Source organism: Bacillus sp. FCW2 (genome assembly GCF_021228595.1).
Lineage (GTDB): Bacteria > Bacillota > Bacilli > Bacillales > Bacillaceae > Bacillus > Bacillus velezensis.
The window spans coordinates 2,560,336-2,574,736 of the sequence record NZ_CP089436.1 but is presented as its reverse complement, the minus strand read 5'-3'; the positions used below and the strand labels follow the sequence as shown (position 1 = coordinate 2,574,736).

The window sequence follows — 14,401 nt, the reverse complement described above, 5'->3', positions numbered from 1 at the left end:
CTTGAAATGGGGAGTTTCTGCATGGAGCACGATATATTGCAAGCAAATGTACTGGATTACGCGCTCACGAAATATTTAAAGAGCACGAAAAAGCTTGATGAGGCGACAATTCCGAAGAGTATAAACAATATCAGAGGATTTATTCTCAGGATTATTTACCGGCACGGCACGTGCACGATTAAAGATATATTGCAGGAAGTCACATTATCGCCTTCAGCCACGACAACCGCTCTGAATCATTTAGAAAAAGAAGGTTTCGTGGAAAGGTCGAGAAATAACGAAGACCGGCGCACGGTATGGATGACGCTTTCCGAATCGGGAAAAATGGCGGCCATGCAAATGATTGAAAACCGGCAGATGCTCATTGACGAGCTGTTCGAAGCATTGACAGAGGAAGAAAAGAACACCTTTTTCAGCCTCGTTGAAAAAGTAATGAAATAAGCCGGCCTGACATAGCAGCGCCGGCAGTTATCAAGGATTACTCCGTATCGCTGATCCGTTTGCCGGCGACGGCGTAATGATCCTTTCTCATTTCTTCAATCATGACAATGATCTTTTCTTCGGCTGCGCCTGTCGTTTCTTTTACGGCTTCTGTCACTTTTTCAACCAGATTCCGTTTTTGTTCATCTGTGCGGCCTTCAAGCATTTTAACGGTTACGAGCGGCATGGTGCTGATCCTCCTTTATCGTTTCCTCTCTTTGGAAGAGAGGTCACTTATAGTATACTGAATGAAGGACAATCTTGCATTTTTTAAAAAAGGGGATTTTTACATTTGGACAGATTTTTATATTATCCGCTGGAGCTTATGCCCTATGTCGTGATTACGCTGATCGTGGCATTTACGATGCATGAACTGGCGCACGCGTATGTTGCGTATCGGTTCGGAGACGATACCGCGGCGAGACAGGGCAGATTAACGCTCAATCCGATTAAACATCTTGATGTTTTCGGAACGATTCTAATTTTGGTCGCGGGTTTCGGCTGGGCCCGTCCGGTGCCGGTGAACCGCCGCGCCTTTAAAAGACCGCGGCTGGCGGGAGTGCTGGTTTCCGTCGCCGGGCCTGTAAGCAACCTGCTTCTTGCCTTTATCGGTTTCTTTTTGCTAGTGTTGATGCATGCTTACGGAATGGAGCTGCTTTCTGCATTCAGCATGGGGCTTGACCGCTTTTTCTCTATTTGGATTCAGCTGAATCTCGCGCTGTGTTTATTCAACCTGCTGCCGCTTCCTCCGCTTGACGGCTACCGGATTATTGAGGATCTCGTGCCGCCGCGGGTGCGCGCCAAAATGACTCAGTTTGAGAGTTACGGGATTATCGTGTTTCTCGTGCTGTTTGTGACACCGGTCGGCTCCTATGTCGTGTGGCCGCTGTTAAGCGAGGGGAGAGACTGGATTCTCAAGGTATTTGCCATTATATTTCAACCGCTTTTGTAGGAGGGTATTTTCATGGAAGAAAAAAAGAAGAAAACAATCGGATTTAATATTATTAAAAGTGATCCGACCGACGGACATGGCGGTTTTGGCGCCGGGGCGCTGAGCCTTGACAATATTTCTCCGGTATTTGTCGATGTGGAAGAGAAGGAAGCCTTCGTTGACATCGGCGCAATGCATGCCCGCAGTGTCGTTGAAAAAGGCATCAAATTCCTGCCGAACAAAGATGAAGTGCCGAACGGAAAACCGTACTGGCTCGTGTGGGTCACCATCGACAGAAAAGAAGAAGGCCCTTATTACGCGGGTGTGACGGCTTGTGAAATGACTGTGGACAGAAGTATCCGCAGAGGCTATAAGTCATTGCCGGAGCATGTGAATTTAATGGATAAATCAATGAAGCGCTGCATTATCGTGGACAAAATGGACGCCAGCTCAAAGCAGGTGCTTGCTGAATTTCTGCAGAAGCATGACCAGGGGCTCTGGGAACGTTCATCTGATGAATTGAAAACAGGTCTGCTTCCGGAAGAAAAATAATTTGTGAACTTTTTGTGAACTTTATAAATATTTGCACTATTTTACATTTGTACTGAGTAAACTGTTGATACAGAATCAGGACATGGAAAGTCCCGAGCCGAACCAAGACTCGGGGTTTTTCATGTTTACGCGGAGGTTTCATCATGTTCACCGTCTTTGAAATCGGGCCTTGGGTCATTGAAGCAGATGCGGCGGCAACGAGAAAACAATACGAAAAATCATGGCCTGATCCTTGCGATTGCGGGCACTGCCGGAACTTTTCCGAGGCGGTGAGTCTTCTTCCCGCCGAGAAAACAAGGCTGTTTACGCAGTTTGGGATTCGTCCGGCTGTCTGTCACGATTTGGGGGAGCATGGAAAGGAAAACGGCCTGCATCATTATGCGGGCAGCTATCCGATTGTCGGCAGGTTTAGGGAAGGCTGGCCGAAGTTTCATATCGAGAGGGCGGGAGACATCCGCTTTTCGTTTTCATTGCCGAGTACAACATTTTTTATACCGAAGGGTTTTCCTGACCCTATTATCCATCTCGACTTTTCACTCTTGCTCCCGTGGGTGCTTGAGGAAGACGCGGATTAAAGCCCGGCGCGCAATGCACCGGGCTCAGTCTTTTTTGCCGAGCCACTTATCCCACCATTTTTTGCGCGGAGCTTCTTTGCGGGCGGGTACGTGTTCCTTTTCTTTTTTAGACGGTTCCGGTCCGTAGCATACATCCGCGGGCTCAGTGCCTGCGATGAAATACGTATAATGCTTTGCGGCGCAGCCGGGTCCCGAAGTGTAGCCGGAAGCGGGATCGATATAGACGCCCGTGACGCCCTTCGGCGGTTTAAGCGCTATTTCCGGTTCTCCTTCGAGCGCCTTCTCCATAAAGTCCGCCCAAATCGTCTTCGCATAGCTTTTTTCTTCTACTGAATCAATCGTGCTGCTTTTGTCATAGCCTGTCCATACACCGGCGGCAAGAGCCGGGTTAAAGCCGATCATCCAGCTGTCTGCGCTCGTCGTGCCTGATTTACCGCCATAGGTTCGGGTCAGCCGGTCAGAAATGGTGCGTCCCGTGACGGAAGTATAGCCGTTTAAATCCTGATCAAACATGCCCGTCATCATGCTCGCCGTCACAAAAGCGGCTTTTTTATCAAGCGTCTGCTGATGTCCGCGCGGCTGTTCATACAAGACATTGCCGGCGGTATCCGTCACTTTTGTGATAAAGGAAGGGGTGATTTGTTTTCCCCCGTTTGCGAGCATCGCGTAGGCATTAACCATCTCAATCGGGCGCACGGGTTCAGTTCCGAGCGCCAGAGACGGAAGGGGCTTTAAATGTTCGCTGATGCCGAATTCCTTTGCCGCCGACACGAGCTTATTCATGCCGAGAAAGAGATGGGTCTTCACTGCATAAATGTTGTCTGATAACGCAAGCGCCTGAAGCAGCGTAATCGGTTTATTGGCGTAGTAGCCGTTGTAATTGCTTGGAGAATAAGTATCTCCGTTGTCGTCAATCTGGAACTCTGTGGCTTCGCTTTTCATCAGCGTGACCGGTGTAAAGCCGCTTTGAATCGCTTTGTAGTACAAAAGCGGCTTGATCGTGGAAGCAGGCTGCCGTTTCGCCTGTGTTGCCCGGTCAAACGGGCTTTTTTCGTAGTCACGTCCGCCGAGAAGCGCAAGCACGCGCCCTGTTGCCGGATCAATCGCGGAAAAGCCGACCTGAATGTCAGAGCCGGTACGGATCGTATGTGCCACAGTGTTTTCCGCAATCCGCTGCATGCGCTTATCAAGCGTCGTATAAACACGCAATCCGCTCGTTGCCAGCTGTTCGCGCGTCATGCCGAGCTTTTTCTCGAGTTCTTTCATCGCATCATCGTAAAAATAAGGCGCCGTTTTCGCCGCGGTTCTGTTTTTCAGCGGCTGATAGGCAAGCGGCGTTTTCTTAAGCCTTTTCGCCTTTTCTTTTGAGATCATTTTTTGGCCGATCATCAGTCGGAGAATGGTTTCCTGGCGCTGTTTGGCCTTCTTTTCGCTGACATATGGCGAATAGCCGGACGGGCCTTTCGGTATGCCCGCCAAAAGCACGGCTTCCGCATCGTTCAGATCTTTGGCGTGTTTGCCGAAATACAGGCGCGAGGCGGCTTCAATTCCGTATGCACCGTGGCCGTAATATATCGTATTTACATAACCTTCTAAAATCTCGTTTTTAGAATAGTTCTGTTCAAGGCGGATCGTGTAAAATGCTTCGTTCCATTTTCGTTTCCATGTCTTATCATGCTCAAGGTAGAGATTTCTCGCGTATTGCTGGGTGATGGTGCTTGCGCCCTGAACCTTGGCCATTGCCTTTATGTCAGCCAGCGCGGCGGCGGCCATCCGCCGGTAATCAAAACCGTGATGATTGTAAAAGTTTTGATCCTCCACCGCAATGGCGGCCTGCACCGCTATCGGATTGATATCTTTTAACCGGACCCAGTAGCGCTTTTCCCCGAAATCGGTCTCACCTAGCTTTGAGCCGTCATTTGCATAAAGAATCGTAGACTGAGGAACCCGGACGGAGGGGGCCCCCTGCCATTTCGCTGCAAGAAGAACGGATGTGAAGCAGACGCCGGCCAGCATTCCGCCGATCAGTGTCAGAAAGATGCAGGCGCGGATGATTTTGAACGTGATTCTGAGCTGTTTTCCAGATACTTTATCCACTTTTGGGAACCCCCTTTTTCATGATTCTATTATTATGTGAAAAAAGGGGGTTTTTTAAACATATCAAACCGGACACTTCTTTACTTTTTCCCCTCCATCCTCTATACTTTTTCCTTAGGTGAAAATGAGATTTTAACCGGAATAAAAGCGATACAGACGCTTACAATAAATGAAATAAGCCTTGAAAGGGAGATGACAATTGAGCGAGCTTTGGTATACGGAGAAGCAGACGAAGAATTTCGGCATTACATTAAAGGTGAAACAAACATTACATACGGAACAGACGGAATTTCAGCATCTGGAAATGGTGGAGACAGAAGAATTCGGCAACATGCTGTTCTTAGACGGAATGGTCATGACTTCTGAAAAAGACGAATTCGTCTATCATGAAATGGTTGCGCACGTCCCGTTATTTACGCACCCGAATCCGGAAAACGTCCTCGTTGTCGGCGGCGGAGACGGCGGTGTCATCAGAGAGATTCTGAAGCACCCAAGCGTAAAAAAAGCGACGCTTGTCGACATTGACGGCAAGGTTATTGAATACTCTAAAAAATTCCTTCCGTCCATTGCGGGCAAGCTTGATGATCCGCGCGTCGACGTGAGAGTCGATGACGGTTTCATGCACATCGCGAAATCAGAGAATGAGTATGACGTCATCATGGTTGATTCAACAGAACCGGTCGGACCGGCCGTCAATCTGTTCTCAAAAGGCTTCTATGCCGGAATTTCCAAGGCGTTAAAAGAAGACGGCATCTTCGTCGCGCAGACGGACAACCCGTGGTTTACACCGGAGCTGATTACAAACGTACAGCGTGACGTGAAAGAAATCTTCCCGATCACCCGTCTGTATACGGCTAATATCCCGACGTACCCGAGCGGCCTGTGGACATTTACAATCGGTTCTAAAAAGTACGATCCGCTTGAAGTGGAGGACAGCCGTTTCTTTGACATCGACACGAAATATTACACGAAAGAGCTTCACAAAGCGGCATTTGTTCTTCCGAAATTTGTGAGCGACTTAATCAAATAAAAACGTATGGCGCAGGAGCGAATCTTGCGCTTTTTTACAGGAAAGCGAGGGTTTTATCATGAGGTTTGATGAAGCATATTCAGGAAAAGTATTTATCGCAAGCCGCGCCGACTGGAAAGAGGCGGACGCCATCCTTTACGGCATGCCGATGGATTGGACGGTCAGCTACCGTCCGGGTTCGCGTTTCGGCCCGGGGAGAATCCGCGAGGTGTCTATCGGTCTTGAAGAATACAGCCCGTATCTCGACCGTGACTTGGCTGATTTGAATTTCTTTGACGCCGGCGATATTCCGCTTCCGTTCGGCAATCCGCAAAGAAGCCTTGATATGATTGAAGAATACGTGGACAGCATTTTAGAAAAAGGAAAGTTCCCGCTCGGTATGGGAGGGGAGCACCTTGTATCATGGCCTGTCATAAAAGCCATGTATAAGAAATTTCCGGACCTTGCCATCATTCATTTTGACGCGCACACCGACCTGCGCACGGATTATGAAGGCGAACCGCTTTCCCACTCTACTCCGATCCGCAAAGCGGCCGAGCTCATCGGGCCGCAAAACGTATTTTCATTCGGCATCCGTTCCGGAATGAAGGAAGAATTTGAATGGGCGAAAGAAAACGGCATGCACATTTCTAAGTTTGAAGTGCTTGAGCCGCTGAAAAAAGTGCTGCCGCAGCTTGCGGGACGCCCTGTTTATGTCACGATCGATATCGACGTGCTTGACCCCGCTCATGCGCCGGGAACGGGCACGGTTGACGCAGGAGGCATCACGTCTAAAGAATTGCTCGCGTCCATCCATGAAATCGCGCGATCAGAAGTCAATGTAAAAGGCGCTGACCTTGTAGAAGTCGCGCCGGTCTATGACCACTCAGAACAAACCGCAAACACGGCAAGCAAGATGATTCGTGAAATGCTGCTTGGGTTTGTGAAATAAAAGAATTTCCCCCGCTTGAAACATGGCGGGGGATTTTTATATTGTATATAAACTACTTAGAAGTTAGTAAAAGCAACATATTATTTTACCATTAATAATTGATGTTATTGATAAAAATTATATAATAGGGTATTATTTAGTAAATACATCTTTAGAAAGGAAGTTAGAATGAAAACAGCAGTAGAAAATGAATTGGAATTAAAAAAGATTGAAATTTCAGTAATTAAACTGATAATTGCTGAAAAGCCTAATAAAGAGATCGCTAAGTCATTAAACTACTCGCAGCGTAATGTCGAATATATCATAGCCGGTCTCTGTAAAAAGTGGAATGTGAGTACTAGAGTCGGTATTGTTTCGGAAGCATATAAAAGGAATTGTATACAGTGAACGATATGAAAGAAAAACCCCTATTGAGGGGGTTTATTTATATATGCTAAAAAAACATTCTATACAGGAATGCCGTAAAAATAAAAACTGAGATTGTCAGGTAGTTCAAATTTGTTCTCCATTTCAGAAGAATAAACAAAAGAAATAAGTATGCAATATTGAACAAATCAAAGATAGAAAAAATCAAATGATTACTTGTGAAAAATAAACTAGTGTTTGGATGTTCTGCGAAAATGTTTTTGAATGATATAAGAAAAAACTTAATTGCGACCGGGATGTTAGAAAACATAAATAGGGAATAAAAAGTTTTGATCTTAATTTGAGCGCCAAGAAAATTTATAATGAGAAATAATACGAACCCTTCAAAAATCACCCCGAACATTAAAAGAAACAGAGCAACAATTGCTATGATATAATCTAAATGTTTTATGTGATCAATAACTTGTATAGATATGTTTTTGGGAATTAAACTTTTCATAAAAGGTAAAAGGGAACTTAAATAAAAGGCTAACCCGATAATATAAAACAAAAACGAGGACAAAAAATTAATGTTTCGTTCCTTAAATGAAGATAATTCAATTTGCATAATCCTAAGAGACTCCTTTTATAAAGATAGGTGTAATAAATGTTTCTAACATAGCTGCTATTATTAAACCGATAAATATAATACCAATATATTTAAAAGTGAATTTCAAATTTATTTTGAGGAGTAATAAATCTAAAGTTAATTTCATTCCTACAGAGGCTGCAAGAAGCAATACCGGCACTTCAATTATTCCATGGGGAATAACAAGCAGTAAAAGGTTTAAATTGTCTTTGATGTTTCCTATCGCATTCCCTAAAATTAATCCATTTATAATTAAAACAGCAACCGTGCCAAGTGACAGCGTCAACGGTCCTAAAAAAACAAGCAGACTCGCTACTTTAATATTATTAAAGAAAATCTGAAAAAAATCCGGACGGATATTTCGATTTAGATTATTTACATTTGAAGCGGGATCTGTATAAAAATATGCTGTAAATAAAGCAATTAAAAATAAGATCAGACAGAGTATGTACAATTTGACTAAAACATTCTTTTTAAACAATGTATTTTCATCCATTCGTTAAAGGGACTGCCAGGGATATTGAATTTAATGTTTTATATTATGCTGCTGCTGTACTTGCTCCAGCCAATTGTTCTAAAACGGCCAATGGCAAGCCTGCACCAAGAGATCCTAAAACAGTAATGATAGCCAGGACTGAACCCGTTGCGGTGATAGCACTGACAATCCAACTAGGAGCTATTATTCCAGCTCTGTTTAAAATATCGATGACATCCATGCTTAAATGATTATGTTTTATACTGAAAAGAGCGAGAACAATGATTCCTGATGCTACTAATGTAAAAATCGCTTTACTATTTTGTGTTTTTAAAAGTAGACTCATTTTTTCCTCCAATTTTTTCAATATCCCCAGCAAGTTAAATAATAAAATATATTGGAAGCTATTTGAATTGCGGATTTCCGAAAAAAATAGTTAAGAGGTGAAATCCGTTAAGGTATCTGCTGACTTATTTCAGTACAAAGAAAGCCGGACCATATGTATGATCCGGCTTTCTTTGTACTGAAACATTTATACTTTTTTTTCAAGAATAATATCAAAATAATCGGCTGCCCCATAACCTGAAATAGGAGGAGCAAATATTTGGACCAGCTTCCATCCTTGCTGCGAATACTTTTCAATAATTTCTTTATAGTCTTCTTTAGGCTTTCCTTTCCATCGGTTTACTTCTACTTTTATGAACTTATATTCGTACATTGCTGTATAATCCTCCGGAAGTGTATTGGAATTGTTACCTTGTTTTTCGATTATGATAAACTTGAATCCATAAATAGAGTGCGCAGCCTATTAAAAGTATTGGAAATTGCCATCCTGTATTTCCGTTTTTAAAATAATCTATTAATGACCATATCAGTAAAGCGACAGTATAAAAACTAAATGCTATTCTGGCGGCTATACCCGATTGGTGTTTTTGCATCTCATCCATTTTCTTCATAAGAACCGCTCCCTTAATTTTTTTTGGCGTTATAGTTGAATACTTTATCTATTCCCGTATTTAATGCGTGAGCTATCGAAAAAGCCAGACTTAAAGTCGGGTCATATTTATTATTTTCAATTGCATTGATGGTTTGCCTGGTCACATTGCAGAGCTTAGCCAGATCATTTTGTGAAATATCAGCTGCTGTTCTAAGTTTTTTTATATTGTTATCCACTAAAACCCTCCTTAAATATTTTTATCTTTATTTTAAATTTTCAAATTTATATATATTTATTTTAAATAATATATGTATATGTGTCAAATACTTTTTACATATTTGAATTTTAAGGTATACTTTTTGTTTTTGCAAATTAGTTGTTTATATAAAAAACGGCTTGCAGTTTAACCTGCAAGCCTAAAAGTAATCATTATTTAAATCATTCCGCGCTGAGCAACTTCAAATTGATGTTCCGGTGCACTTGCAATGTCGGCTGAAACAAAAATAGTGCCTATCGCTAAGCAAGTAAGTGCTAATTTATACTTCAATTTCATACAACTTCACACCTCCTTGAATCTGCTGTCTTGTTTCTTCCACCTTTAAAAAATATGCGGAAGCCTTCTCGAAATTTTCTCTTTCATGATAATATTTTGCCACATCTAAGGCAAAATCTTCAAGATCAGCATACATCAATTTATCTCTGAGAAAGTCAAAACATTCCATGATTGCTTCTTCATCAGGCTCACCGACATATAAAGATTCTAAAAATTCATACTCGACTATATATAGGGAATCTTCTGCCTCCTCTGCATAAGATACCCCTTTGTCATGATATTGTCTGGCTATGGCCGTATTTCCGATTTTATAATGTATTTGTGTGATTAAGAAATAGGCTTGCGGGAGAGAAGTGATGATGTTCCCATCTTCAAAAACAGCTATTGCCCGTTTTATGTAGTCAATGGCTGGTTTGTAATTTTCTTGGCTGTTAAAACAAAGTCCGATATTATATAGAGTCCGGCCCATTAATTGAGGCTGCTGTTCTGCCTCTGCCATGGCATAAGCTTTTTTAAAATGCTGAATTGCTTCATCATATTGCTTTAAGTCAAGAAAGTTGGTAGCGAACAATGAATGGCACTGAAGCACCCTTATATTATATGCCTCCTGCTTATGATAAATTTTATAAGCCTGCCGGGCATAATCCATAGAAAAATAAGTCTGCTTCATATAATAGTAGGACTCTGACATCTTAAAATAAAATTCAGCTTTCTCGATACAATCTTTGACAAAATCAAGCTTATATTCAGCTTTCTTAAAAAACTGAATCGCTGAAAGATATTCACGGCATTCCAGCTCATACATCCCCCGGAAAAAATTAAAATAATAATCAAGACGTCCGGTCAGCCGGGCCTGCTTTTTATCAATATCCGCGAGCAGCTCCGATAGTCTCGGCTGTTCTTCTATCCGCTGCGATTCCAGCGGTTCGAGGTATTCGAGCATCAGATTGTGGCGGAATTCCATGAGAGAATAGTATAGATGAAGATCCTGATCATCTTCCAGGCCTGCAAGTTCTTCTTTGATTTCTCTCCGCAAGTACTCGGCGTCCGGGATGCTGAACCTTCGAATGTACATATACCATTCGTTGATTTTTTCTCCAACCGCTGAAGACGATAAAACACTCGCCACTATTCCGAATCCCTCCCTTCCACGTTATGTATATGACATATTTTATCATTTTCATTCGGAAGGATAGCGCAAAAATACCGCAAACTTTTCCCCGTTGACAAAGCCGTCCGCCGAAGGAACCGCATTTATCCCGCAGACCGGGATTTCCGGTTTTTTCATTTTCCTTAAAAATCATGTTTATCTTCAAAACCAATCAGCAAAGATGGTAAGATAGGAGGAAGCGGTTGAACTTTTTCCCTTGAAAACTTATACTATTCAGGTTAAGCGGGATGATGAAAAGGAAGTGTCAGCATGAGACAGGAGACACCAGTAGCCATTCATGTGCAATCATTCATACACAACGGCTCAGAAGAAGAGTCGGTTGAATTTACATCGAGTGGATTCTATTACGTGAGAAACGGCAAAACGTATCTTTCCTATCACGAAGAGCATGATTTGGGCAAGATTAAAACGGTCGTCAAGATCACAGAAAAAGAGATTCTCGTGATGAGATCGGGCGCCATCCAAATGAAACAGCGGTTCATTCCGGGGGCATCGACACTCACTCAATATAAACTGCCGTTCGGACAAATGGAGCTCCGTACGGAAACGAAAAACATACAAGCTGATGTCGGCGGTTCGGAAGGCTCCGTCAAAATGACATATAACATGACTGTAGGCGAAAACCAAGAACATGTACATAACATGACGATCCAATATAAGGAGGAAACAAAGGCATGAATATTGCGGAACAGATGAAGGACGTGCTGAAGGAAGAAATCAAAGCGGCCGTTCTGAAAGCGGGCCTGGCGGACGAAAGCCAGATTCCAAGCGTACTGTTAGAAACGCCGAAAGAAAAAACACACGGTGATTATTCCACAAATATGGCGATGCAGCTGGCGAGAATCGCAAAAAAAGCGCCGCGCCAAATCGCTGAGGAGATCGTGGCGTCATTCGATAAAGGCAAAGCTTCCATTGAAAAGATGGATATTGCGGGACCCGGCTTTATCAACTTTTACATGAACAACAGCTACTTAACAAAACTGATTCCGTCCGTGCTTGAAGCGGGTGAACATTACGGAGAGACAAACATCGGACAAGGCGAAAAGATTCAGGTCGAATTCGTATCGGCCAACCCGACGGGAGATCTTCACTTAGGCCATGCGCGCGGCGCGGCGGTAGGTGACGCGCTGTGCAGCGTGCTTTCTAAAGCGGGCTATGATGTGAGCCGCGAATACTATATTAATGATGCGGGCAATCAGATTAACAACCTGGCGCTTTCCGTTGAAGTCCGTTATTTTGAAGCGCTCGGTCTCGAGAAACCGATGCCGGAAGACGGCTACCGTGGCGAGGATATTATCGCCATCGGGAAAAAGCTTGCCGAAGATTTCGGCGACCGTTTCGTACATGAAGAGGAGAGCGAACGTCAGGCGTTTTTCCGTGAATACGGCTTAAAGTACGAGCTTGATAAACTTCGCTCCGATCTGGAAAATTTCCGCGTGCCTTTTGACGTATGGTATTCTGAAACGTCACTGTACGAAAACGGAAAAATTGATCAGGCGCTCGAGGCGCTTCGCGAAAAGGGCCATGTATACGAAGAGGACGGCGCGACATGGTTCCGCTCCACAACGTTCGGCGACGATAAAGACCGTGTGCTGATCAAAAAAGACGGCTCATACACTTATTTGCTGCCGGATATCGCATACCATAAAGACAAACTTGACCGCGGATTCGACAAGCTCATCAATGTATGGGGCGCGGATCACCACGGGTATATTCCGCGTATGAAAGCGGCAATTGAAGCGCTCGGTTACAAGAAAGGCACATTGGAAGTTGAGATCATTCAGCTCGTTCATTTATACAAAAACGGCGAAAAAATGAAGATGAGCAAACGTACGGGGAAAGCCGTAACGATGCGCGACCTGATTGAAGAGGTCGGCCTTGACGCGGTTCGTTATTTCTTCGCGATGCGCAGTGCTGATACGCACATGGATTTTGACTTGGATCTTGCCGTATCTACATCTAACGAAAACCCTGTGTATTATGCGCAATACGCACATGCACGTATTTGCAGCATGCTTCGCCAAGGGGAGGAGCAGGGACTTAAACCGGCGGCAGATCTTGATTTCAGCCATATTCAATCAGAAAAAGAATATGACCTGCTGAAAACGATCGGCGGCTTCCCTGAGGCAGTGGCAGAAGCGGCGGAAAAACGCATTCCTCACCGTGTCACAAACTATATTTATGATCTGGCTTCCGCTCTGCACAGCTTCTACAATGCGGAGAAAGTCATCGATCCGGAAAATAAAGAGAAGAGCCGCGCGCGTCTCGCTTTAATGAAGGCGACGCAAATTACGCTGAACAATGCGCTTCAGCTGATCGGAGTATCCGCTCCGGAAAAAATGTAATGATGATCAAAGGACAAAGTCTTCGGGCTTTGTTCTTTTTTTGTATATAAAGCGTGTGATGTAATTCACAATCCCGCACACTGAGTTTTTGTATGATAAGACTGATATTGAATCAGTGAAAGGGGCAAGCCGAATGATCAATCGTCAACATATTCAATTATCGTTGCAGTCATTAAGCTTAGTGGCAGGGTTTATGGTGTGGGTGCTGATTTCATCGCTCATTTCTCAAATGACATCAGATATTCATTTAAGCAAAGGCGAAATTTCATTGGTGACGGCGATTCCCGTTATTCTCGGATCGCTTCTCCGTATTCCTTTAGGATATTTAACGAACAGGTATGGCGCGCGGCTGATGTTTATGATCAGCTTCATCCTGCTTTTGTTTCCTGTATTTTGGATCAGTATCGCGGATTCTTTATTTGATTTAATCGCGGGCGGCTTTTTCTTAGGGATCGGGGGAGCGGTATTCTCCATCGGAGTGACGTCCCTCCCGAAATATTATCCGAAAGAAAAGCACGGTGTCGTCAATGGGATTTACGGTGCCGGAAACATCGGGACCGCCGTTACTACCTTTGCGGCGCCGGTTATCGCTCAAGCCGCGGGATGGAAAGCAACCGTGCAGATGTATCTTGTTTTGCTGGCTGTTTTCGCATTACTGCACGTTTTGTTCGGCGACCGGCATGAGAAGAAAGTCAAAGTTTCCATAAAGACACAAATGAAAGCCGTTTACCGAAATCATGTGCTGTGGATGTTGAGCCTGTTTTATTTTATTACGTTCGGCGCCTTTGTCGCCTTTACCATCTATCTTCCGAATTTTTTGGTTGAGCATTTTGGGCTGAGCCCTGCGGACGCCGGTCTGCGGACGGCCGGCTTTATTGCGGTCTCTACGCTGCTCAGGCCTGTGGGAGGGTTTCTTGCAGATAAACTGAGCCCGCTCCGCATTCTGATGTTCGTTTTCGCAGGGCTTACGCTGTCAGGGGTCATGCTGTCATTCTCTCCGACGATCGGCCTTTATGCGTTTGGATCGCTGACGGTGGCAGTCTGCTCAGGGATTGGAAACGGGACGGTATTTAAACTGGTGCCTTTCTATTTTTCGAAGCAAGCGGGGATTGCCAACGGTATTGTTTCAGCTATGGGCGGACTGGGCGGTTTTTTCCCTCCGCTGATTCTGGCAAGTGTATTTCAGGCAACAGGCCAATACGCGATCGGGTTTATGGCGCTTTCAGAGGTCGCGTTAGCCAGCTTTGTTCTTGTGATCTGGATGTATTGGCAGGAAAGAATGAAAACACATACGGAGAGAAACAGTCAGAGCCTCAATTCATAATGATCC

General features: G+C 44.2%; 19 protein-coding genes. 10 read left to right on the top strand and 9 right to left on the bottom strand.

Annotated elements, in window-relative coordinates; all coding sequences use genetic code 11:
- Positions 1-21: 21 nt before the first annotated feature.
- Complete coding sequence (locus K3G25_RS12975; RefSeq protein WP_007407650.1) at positions 22-441, top strand: MarR family winged helix-turn-helix transcriptional regulator; 420 nt, start codon at positions 22-24, stop codon at positions 439-441.
- Positions 442-478: 37 nt separating this feature from the next.
- Here the strand turns inward: K3G25_RS12975 and K3G25_RS12970 are convergent, their stop codons facing one another.
- Complete coding sequence (locus tag K3G25_RS12970; protein ID WP_003151042.1) at positions 479-667, bottom strand: 2-hydroxymuconate tautomerase; 189 nt, start codon at positions 665-667, stop codon at positions 479-481.
- A gap of 105 nt (positions 668-772) precedes the next feature.
- Between K3G25_RS12970 and K3G25_RS12965 the strand changes: the two genes are divergently transcribed.
- The 3 genes from K3G25_RS12965 (at position 773) to K3G25_RS12955 (ending at position 2,538) form a co-directional block, all read left to right on the top strand.
- Positions 773-1,432 (top strand): site-2 protease family protein, encoded by a 660-nt coding sequence (locus tag K3G25_RS12965; RefSeq protein ID WP_003151043.1) that lies wholly within the window; start codon positions 773-775, stop codon positions 1,430-1,432.
- 12 nt (positions 1,433-1,444) lie between these two features.
- Positions 1,445-1,963 carry a YwhD family protein gene (locus tag K3G25_RS12960; protein WP_007407649.1) on the top strand — a complete coding sequence of 173 codons (519 nt, stop codon included), beginning with the start codon at positions 1,445-1,447 and terminating at the stop codon, positions 1,961-1,963.
- A 143-nt stretch (positions 1,964-2,106) separates the two neighbouring features.
- On the top strand, positions 2,107-2,538 hold the full coding sequence (locus tag K3G25_RS12955) for a hypothetical protein (RefSeq protein ID WP_088056391.1): 432 nt from the start codon (positions 2,107-2,109) through the stop codon (positions 2,536-2,538).
- 24 nt (positions 2,539-2,562) lie between these two features.
- Here the strand turns inward: K3G25_RS12955 and K3G25_RS12950 are convergent, their stop codons facing one another.
- On the bottom strand, positions 2,563-4,635 hold the full coding sequence (locus K3G25_RS12950) for a transglycosylase domain-containing protein (protein WP_100262066.1): 2,073 nt from the start codon (positions 4,633-4,635) through the stop codon (positions 2,563-2,565).
- A gap of 199 nt (positions 4,636-4,834) precedes the next feature.
- On the opposite strand from K3G25_RS12950, the gene speE reads away from it, so the two are divergent.
- From speE to K3G25_RS12935, 3 genes are all read left to right on the top strand, one after another.
- Positions 4,835-5,665 (top strand): spermidine synthase, encoded by an 831-nt coding sequence (gene speE / locus K3G25_RS12945; RefSeq protein ID WP_003151052.1) that lies wholly within the window; start codon positions 4,835-4,837, stop codon positions 5,663-5,665.
- A gap of 58 nt (positions 5,666-5,723) precedes the next feature.
- A complete protein-coding gene (gene speB, locus K3G25_RS12940; protein ID WP_160183093.1) occupies positions 5,724-6,596 on the top strand; it encodes an agmatinase in 873 nt (290 codons plus the stop codon).
- 168 nt (positions 6,597-6,764) lie between these two features.
- On the top strand, positions 6,765-6,983 hold the full coding sequence (locus tag K3G25_RS12935; protein WP_003151056.1) for a helix-turn-helix transcriptional regulator: 219 nt from the start codon (positions 6,765-6,767) through the stop codon (positions 6,981-6,983).
- A gap of 590 nt (positions 6,984-7,573) precedes the next feature.
- Here K3G25_RS12935 and K3G25_RS12930 read toward each other — a convergent pair.
- From K3G25_RS12930 to K3G25_RS12900, 7 genes are all read right to left on the bottom strand, one after another.
- Positions 7,574-8,086 carry a stage II sporulation protein M gene (locus K3G25_RS12930; protein WP_014419132.1) on the bottom strand — a complete coding sequence of 171 codons (513 nt, stop codon included), beginning with the start codon at positions 8,084-8,086 and terminating at the stop codon, positions 7,574-7,576.
- 43 nt (positions 8,087-8,129) lie between these two features.
- A complete protein-coding gene (locus tag K3G25_RS12925; RefSeq protein ID WP_232489338.1) occupies positions 8,130-8,411 on the bottom strand; it encodes a hypothetical protein in 282 nt (93 codons plus the stop codon).
- Positions 8,412-8,597: 186 nt separating this feature from the next.
- Positions 8,598-8,783, bottom strand: a complete 186-nt coding sequence (locus tag K3G25_RS12920; RefSeq protein WP_007407642.1) for a DUF4177 domain-containing protein — start codon at positions 8,781-8,783, stop codon at positions 8,598-8,600.
- A gap of 34 nt (positions 8,784-8,817) precedes the next feature.
- Positions 8,818-9,021: a hypothetical protein gene (locus K3G25_RS12915; RefSeq protein WP_007407641.1), complete on the bottom strand. Its 204-nt coding sequence runs from the start codon at positions 9,019-9,021 to the stop codon at positions 8,818-8,820.
- A 13-nt stretch (positions 9,022-9,034) separates the two neighbouring features.
- On the bottom strand, positions 9,035-9,238 hold the full coding sequence (locus K3G25_RS12910) for a helix-turn-helix transcriptional regulator (RefSeq protein WP_003151064.1): 204 nt from the start codon (positions 9,236-9,238) through the stop codon (positions 9,035-9,037).
- A gap of 197 nt (positions 9,239-9,435) precedes the next feature.
- Positions 9,436-9,555: a PhrC/PhrF family phosphatase-inhibitory pheromone gene (locus tag K3G25_RS12905; protein WP_021494790.1), complete on the bottom strand. Its 120-nt coding sequence runs from the start codon at positions 9,553-9,555 to the stop codon at positions 9,436-9,438.
- A complete protein-coding gene (locus tag K3G25_RS12900; RefSeq protein WP_014419129.1) occupies positions 9,539-10,684 on the bottom strand; it encodes a response regulator aspartate phosphatase in 1,146 nt (381 codons plus the stop codon). The genes K3G25_RS12905 and K3G25_RS12900 overlap by 17 nt, the downstream gene beginning before the upstream one ends.
- 291 nt (positions 10,685-10,975) lie before the next feature.
- Between K3G25_RS12900 and K3G25_RS12895 the strand changes: the two genes are divergently transcribed.
- The 3 genes from K3G25_RS12895 (at position 10,976) to narK (ending at position 14,395) form a co-directional block, all read left to right on the top strand.
- Positions 10,976-11,404: a YwiB family protein gene (locus K3G25_RS12895; protein WP_014419128.1), complete on the top strand. Its 429-nt coding sequence runs from the start codon at positions 10,976-10,978 to the stop codon at positions 11,402-11,404.
- Positions 11,401-13,071 carry an arginine--tRNA ligase gene (gene argS, locus K3G25_RS12890; RefSeq protein ID WP_007407633.1) on the top strand — a complete coding sequence of 557 codons (1,671 nt, stop codon included), beginning with the start codon at positions 11,401-11,403 and terminating at the stop codon, positions 13,069-13,071. The genes K3G25_RS12895 and argS overlap by 4 nt, the downstream gene beginning before the upstream one ends.
- Positions 13,072-13,204: 133 nt before the next feature.
- Positions 13,205-14,395, top strand: coding sequence for a nitrate transporter NarK (gene narK, locus K3G25_RS12885; protein ID WP_007407632.1), 1,191 nt, complete (start codon positions 13,205-13,207; stop codon positions 14,393-14,395).
- Positions 14,396-14,401: the final 6 nt, after the last annotated feature.